The organism is Ruminococcus sp. BSD2780120874_150323_B10 (genome assembly GCF_015553695.1).
Taxonomy (GTDB): domain Bacteria; phylum Bacillota; class Clostridia; order Oscillospirales; family Acutalibacteraceae; genus Ruminococcoides; species Ruminococcoides intestinale_A.
Genome location: NZ_JADNHD010000008.1, coordinates 112,491 through 119,310, shown reverse-complemented (window position 1 = coordinate 119,310; position 6,820 = coordinate 112,491). Strand labels below are relative to the sequence as shown.

At 41.3% G+C, this 6,820-nt stretch carries 2 protein-coding genes; both read right to left on the bottom strand.

The genetic code is table 11. From position 1 onward, the window contains the following. Positions 1 to 281 precede the first annotated feature (281 nt). Positions 282 to 1,766 (bottom strand): glutamate synthase subunit beta, encoded by a 1,485-nt coding sequence (locus I2E21_RS06990; RefSeq protein ID WP_195410832.1) that lies wholly within the window; start codon positions 1,764 to 1,766, stop codon positions 282 to 284. 15 nt (positions 1,767 to 1,781) lie between these two features. After that, positions 1,782 to 6,329: a glutamate synthase large subunit gene (gltB, locus tag I2E21_RS06985; protein ID WP_195410831.1), complete on the bottom strand. Its 4,548-nt coding sequence runs from the start codon at positions 6,327 to 6,329 to the stop codon at positions 1,782 to 1,784. Positions 6,330 to 6,820: the final 491 nt, after the last annotated feature.

Below are 6,820 nucleotides of genomic sequence, written 5' to 3'. Positions count from 1 at the left end.
TCGTCAGATTGCGTAAACGGAAAGTATTTGTGGGCTTTGCCCACACCCACGACCTTTGAAAAGGTCGACCAAACTTTCATAATTGCTTGATAAAGCACTCCGCTAAACCACAATTTACCCCAACTTTTGATAAAGAACCTTTATAATCACTTAGCAAAGTAGTTTGCTAAAAACTAAAGATAATCAATGTTTCACTCGTATAATCATAAAAAGCAAATGCACAACGATTAAAAACCGTTGTGCATTTTTTAAGATAATGGAAGATTTAATTATTATTAAAATTAAAGATTTGTGTAACCTATAAGGCTTAAATCAACCTCTTTAGCAACATCTCTGCCTTCACGAATTGCCCATACTACAAGTGACTGTCCTCTGTGCATATCTCCGGCTGTAAATACATTTTTAACATTTGTTGCGTGAGAGCCTTCTGCGGTTGCCACATTTGTTCTTGCGTTTACTTCAACGCCAAATGCTTTTGTAACATAACTTTCTGAACCTAAGAAACCTGCCGCAATGAGTACAAGCTCAACATCAACAGTGTATTCCGAACCCTCGACTTCTTTCATCATAAGTCTGCCTGTCTTTTCGTCCTTTTCAGGCTTTAACTTAACAAGAACAGCACCCTTAAGGTTGCCCTTGTCATCGGAGATAAATTCTTTTACCGTTGTCTGATAAACTCTTGGGTCATGACCGAATACCTCAATAGCCTCTTCCTGACCGTAGTCTGTTTTACAAACTCTCGGCCACTGCGGCCATGGATTGTCGGCAGTACGCTTGTCGGGTAATTTTGGCATCATCTCAAGCTGGAGAACTGATTTAGCGCCGTGACGAATACTTGTACCTACGCAGTCATTACCTGTATCGCCACCGCCGATAACCATAACATTTTTACCTTTAGCGGAAATATAAGTGCCGTCCTTTAAGCCGTTGTCAAGCAATGCTTTAGTAGTTGATTTAAGAAAATCAACAGCAAAGTAAATGCCTTTAGCTTCTCTGCCTTTAACCTTAATATCTCTTGGGTTGGATGCGCCGCAGCAGAGTATAACTCTGTCGTAATCGTCAAGCAATTTTTTAGCTTTTACATCTTTGCCTACATTGACGCCTGTTTTAAATTCAACGCCCTCTTCTTTCATAATAGAAATTTTACGGTCGATAACTTCTTTTTCAAGTTTCATATTCGGAATACCGTACATAAGCAAACCGCCTACACGGTCGGAACGCTCGAATACAGTAACAGAGTGACCTCTCTGATTGAGCTGGTCAGCGGCGGCAAGTCCCGAAGGACCTGAGCCGATGATTGCAATTTTTTTACCTGTTCTTACCTTTGGAGGATTTGCCTCTGCAAGTCCCTGTTCGTAAGCATTTTCGATAATGCCGTACTCGTTTGCTCTTACGGTAACAGCATCACCGTTAGCTCCGCAAGTGCAAGCCTTTTCGCAAAGGGCAGGGCAGACACGGGAGGTAAACTCCGGGAAGTTATTTGTAATTTTTAGTCTGTTATATGCCTGTTCCCAACAACCTTTGAAAATAAGGTCATTCCATTCAGGGATAAGATTGTTAAGAGGACAGCCGGAGAATGCATTGCCAATCTGCATACCTGCCTGACAGAACGGAACACCGCACTCCATACATCTTGCACCCTGCTTTTCCTGATCCTTTTTGCTTAAAGGAGTGTGAAATTCATTGTAATTTTGTATTCTTTCTTTAACTGAAAATGCCTCGGCATCTTCACGATTATAATCCATAAAACCTGTTGGCTTTCCCATTATTGTGTGCCCTCCTTACTTATTGTTGATAATCTGATAGAATGCTTCAATTTGAGCCTGTTCACTGCTAAGACCTTTTTCTTCCATAGAAGCAATCGCAGACATCATTTCTTTGTAATCGTGAGGAACGATTTTCTTGAACTTTGGAAGATACTCGTCAAAGTTATCAAGAATTTCTTTACCCTTAGTTGAGCCTGTTGCGGCTGTGTGTTCCTCAATGAGGGATTTAAGCTCTATAATATCGTACTTTTCTTTAACTTCGGAGAAGAGTACCATTTCTTTGTTAAGCTTTGTATAAAGATCTCTGTCCTCGTCAAGCACATACGCTACACCGCCCGACATACCTGCCGCAAAGTTTTTGCCTGTTTTACCGATAACTACAACTCTGCCGCCTGTCATATATTCGCAGCCATGGTCGCCCACACCCTCAACAACAGCAACAGCACCTGAGTTTCTTACGCAGAAACGCTCACCTGCAACACCGTTGATAAATGCCTTACCGCTTGTTGCGCCGTAGAAAGCAACATTACCGATGATGATATTATTTTCAGCCTTAAAGGTTGAACCCTTTGGAGGATATACAATAAGTTTACCGCCTGACAAACCTTTACCAAAGTAGTCGTTGCTGTCGCCGACAAGCTCAAGTGTAAGTCCCTTTGGAATGAAAGCACCAAAACTCTGTCCGCCAGAACCGTTACATATAATTTTAAATGTATCGTCTTCAAGCTTATCGTCAAACGCTTTTGTGATTTCAGAACCGAGAATTGTACCGAATGAACGGTCTGTATTCTTAACATCAACAGTAATTGTCTTGCTCTTACCGTTTGCAAGGTTAGACTTAAATTCCTTTAAGAGTACCTTTTCGTCAAGTGTAGAATCAAGCTTAAAGTCATAAAGATTTTTCTTTTTATATTCAATCTTATTTGAAACAAAGTCAGTGTTGAGAATATTTGAAAGGTCAACCTCGGTAGCCTGTCCCTCAATATTGTCTTTTCTCTTGATAAGGTCAATTCTGCCGACAAGCTCGTCAATAGTTTTAACACCGAGCTTTGACATATACTCTCTTAACTCCTGCGCAACAAAACGCATAAAGTTCATTACATATTCAGGCTTACCCATAAATCTCTTTCTGAGTTCAGGGTTCTGGGTAGCAACACCAAACGGGCAAGTATCAAGGTTACATACTCTCATCATAGCACAGCCGAGTGTTACGAGTGGGGCAGTGGCAAAACCGTATTCTTCAGCACCGAGAATTGCGGCAATCGCAACATCTCTGCCGTTCATAAGCTTACCGTCTGTTTCTATAACAACCTTGTTTCTCAGGTCATTCATAATAAGTGTCTGATGAGCTTCGGCAAGACCGAGTTCCCATGGAAGACCTGCATTATAGATTGAGCTTCTCGGAGCAGCACCTGTACCGCCGTCATAGCCTGAAATAAGGATAACGCCTGCGCCTGCCTTTGCAACACCTGCTGCAACTGTACCTACACCACATTCAGAAACAAGTTTTACGGAAATTCTTGCGTCTGTGTTAGCATTTTTAAGGTCATAAATAAGCTGTGCAAGGTCTTCAATTGAATAAATATCGTGGTGAGGAGGAGGGGAGATAAGAGATACACCCGGTGTGGAGTGTCTTGTCTTTGCAATCCAAGGATATACCTTTTTGCCCGGAAGATGTCCGCCCTCGCCCGGCTTAGCACCCTGTGCCATTTTAATCTGAATTTCATCGGCTGATGTAAGATATTTTGAAGTTACACCGAATCTGCCCGACGCTACCTGCTTGATAGCGGAGCAACGGTTGTCGGCTGTGCCCTTTGTGAGAAGTCTTTCAAGGCTTTCACCGCCCTCGCCCGAGTTTGACTTGCCATGAAGTCTGTTCATTGCAACAGCAAGAGCCTCGTGTGCTTCCTGTGAAATTGAACCGTATGACATAGCGCCTGTTTTAAATCTGCGAACAATTGAATCAACGCTTTCAACCTCGTCAATCGGAACAGGAGTTTCGGCATAGTTAAAATCGAAAAGTCCTCTGATATTAACAGGGTCCATTTCCTCTGAAATCATATGCGAATATTTCTTATAAAGCTCATAGTCGCCTGTTCTTGTTGACTGCTGGAGCATATAAATTGTCTGTGGGTTGTAGAGGTGTTCTTCCTTACCGCTTCTGAACTTATGACTGCCTCTTGATTCAAGCTCAGGATTTGTGCTGAGTCCGAGTGGGTCAAAAGCAGATGTGTGAAGTCTGTCAACATTCTTTTCAATATCCTTTAATGTGATACCGCCTATTCTGCTGACTGTGCCTGTAAAGTAATTGTCAATAACATCTTTGCCGATACCGATTGCCTCGAAAATTTGTGAGCCATGGTATGACTGGATTGTTGAAATACCCATTTTAGATGCAATCTTAACTATGCCATGAAGAATAGCGTCATTGTAGTCATTAACAGCCGCATAGTAATCCTTGTCGAGAAGGTCATCTGCGATAAGCTCGTGGATAGTTTCCTGCGCAAGGTATGGGTTAATAGCACTTGCACCGTAGCCAAGAAGTGTAGCAAAATGATGTACCTCTCGTGGCTCGCCGCTTTCAAGAATGATAGCGCATGATGTTCTTTTCTTTGTAACAACTAGGTGCTGGTGAACTGCCGAAACCGCAAGCAATGACGGAATAGCAAGGTGGTTTTCGTCAACGCCACGGTCCGAGAGGATGATGATGTTTGCACCCTCGCTGAAAGCCTTGTCTGTTTCAATGAAAAGTCTGTTGATAGCCTTTTTAAGGCTTGTGTTTTTATAGTAAAGGATCGGAACGGTGGCAACCTTAAAGCCGTTGATATGCATATTTTTGATTTTAAGAATATCCGTAGAAGTAAGAATTGGATTATGAATCTTAATTACCTTACAGTTTTCCGGCTTTTCTTCAAGAATGTTGCCGTCCTCGCCGATATAAATTGTTGTTGATGTTACAACTTCCTCACGAATTGCATCAATAGGTGGGTTTGTAACCTGTGCGAAAAGCTGCTTAAAGTAGTTGAAAAGCGGTTGCGGCTCTTTTGAAAGTACGGCAAGAGGACTGTCTGTACCCATTGCCGAAATCGGCTCGCTTGCATTTTTAGCCATAGGGAGGATAGATGTCATAACCTCTTCATATGTATAGCCAAACGCTTTCTGGAGGCGCTGTCTTTCTTCATAAGAATGTTCCTCAACCTTTACATTAGGAATCTTGAGGTCTTTAAGACGAACAAGGTTGCTGTCAAGCCATTCGCCGTACGGCTGTTTTGATGCATAATATTCCTTAAGCTCGTCATCGTCGATAAGTTTGCCCTGTACAGTATCTACAAGGAGCATTTTACCGGGACGAAGTCTTTCCTTAGTGACAATCTTTGCGGGGTCAATAGGAAGTGCACCGACTTCTGATGAAAGAATAAGGTTGTTATCGTCTGTAATGTAGTATCTTGACGGACGAAGACCGTTTCTGTCAAGTACCGCACCCATAATATCACCGTCAGAGAAAAGAATTGATGCAGGTCCGTCCCACGGCTCCATCATTGTTGCGTAATACTGGTAAAAATCTTTCTTTTTCTGAGAAATTGTGTGGTTTCTGTCCCAAGGCTCAGGAATTGTAATCATAACGGCAAGAGGAAGCTCCATACCGCTCATTACTAAAAATTCAAGTGTGTTGTCGAGCATAGCCGAGTCTGAACCCTCGGTGTTTACAACAGGAATAACCTTGTCGAGGTCGCCTTTGAGGTGCTCCGACTTCATTGTTTCTTCACGGGCAAGCATTTTGTCTGCGTTGCCCCTGATTGTATTGATTTCACCGTTGTGAACAATCATTCTGTTTGGATGAGCTCTCTGCCAGCTTGGGTTTGTGTTGGTAGAAAATCTTGAGTGAACCATAGCAATGGCTGACTCATAATCGGGGTCTTGCAGGTCGGTAAAGAATCTTCTTAACTCGCCTACAAGGAACATACCTTTATATACAATAGTTCTGCTTGAGAGAGAAACTACATATGTATCTTCGTTGCTCTGCTCAAATACTCGTCTTGCAACATAAAGTTTACGGTCAAAAGGCAAGCCTTTCTTAACACCTTTCGGACGCTTGATAAAGCACTGCATAATGTGAGGCATACATTCAACTGCTCTTTTGCCAAGCACATCAGGGTTAGACGGAACATTTCTCCAACCGAGAATCTCAAGTCCCTCTTTTTCCGCAATAATTTCAAACATTTTTTTAGCCTGATTTCTTGCAAGCTCGTTTTGAGGGAAGAAGAACATACCTACAGCATAATCTCTCTCCGCAAGAAGCTTGATTCCGAGATCTCTCTGGGCTACTTTTTTGAAAAACTTGTGTGAAATCTGGAGCAAAATACCTACGCCGTCACCTGTTTTGCCTTCGGCGTCTTTACCTGCTCTGTGCTCAAGGGTTTCTACTATAGTAAGAGCATTTGCAACCGTATCGTGAGTTTTGATACCGTTAATGTTTACAACCGCACCTATACCGCAGTTGTCGTGCTCAAACTGAGGAGAGTAAAGTCCCTTAAAGTCTTGTCTGTTTGAGATTTGTTCCAATTTAATTCACCCTTTCCCGCTCAATTCTTCAACATTTGTTCTACACAGCATACTATATAATATAGTATAGTAAATGGAGTACGATAAATGGATTGAGCTGTTAAATACATTTTATATTTTTGCTAAAACATATTAATTATATGTAAAATGTATGCTTTGAAATATTCTGTCGCAAAACAGCACATTTGCAATAACTTTATTATATAGCCTGTTACTATAGTTGTCAATAGAAAAATGCAACTTTTTTATAACAAACTTTCATATTTTTCAAGAAACCCGACAAAAAGTCAATAAACTAATGTTTAAAAGTAGAATAAGTGCAGGAAAATTACTTAAACTTGCAAAAGCTGAAATATTTTCTAAAAAATTTTTTAAAAAGCTATTGACAAATAACGCAAAAGGGTTTATACTACAGTCAATGACAAACAGCAAGGGCGCTGTGAGCCGAAAGGTTCGCAGTGCCTTTTTGTTTTCTAAAAAAATGATTTCAT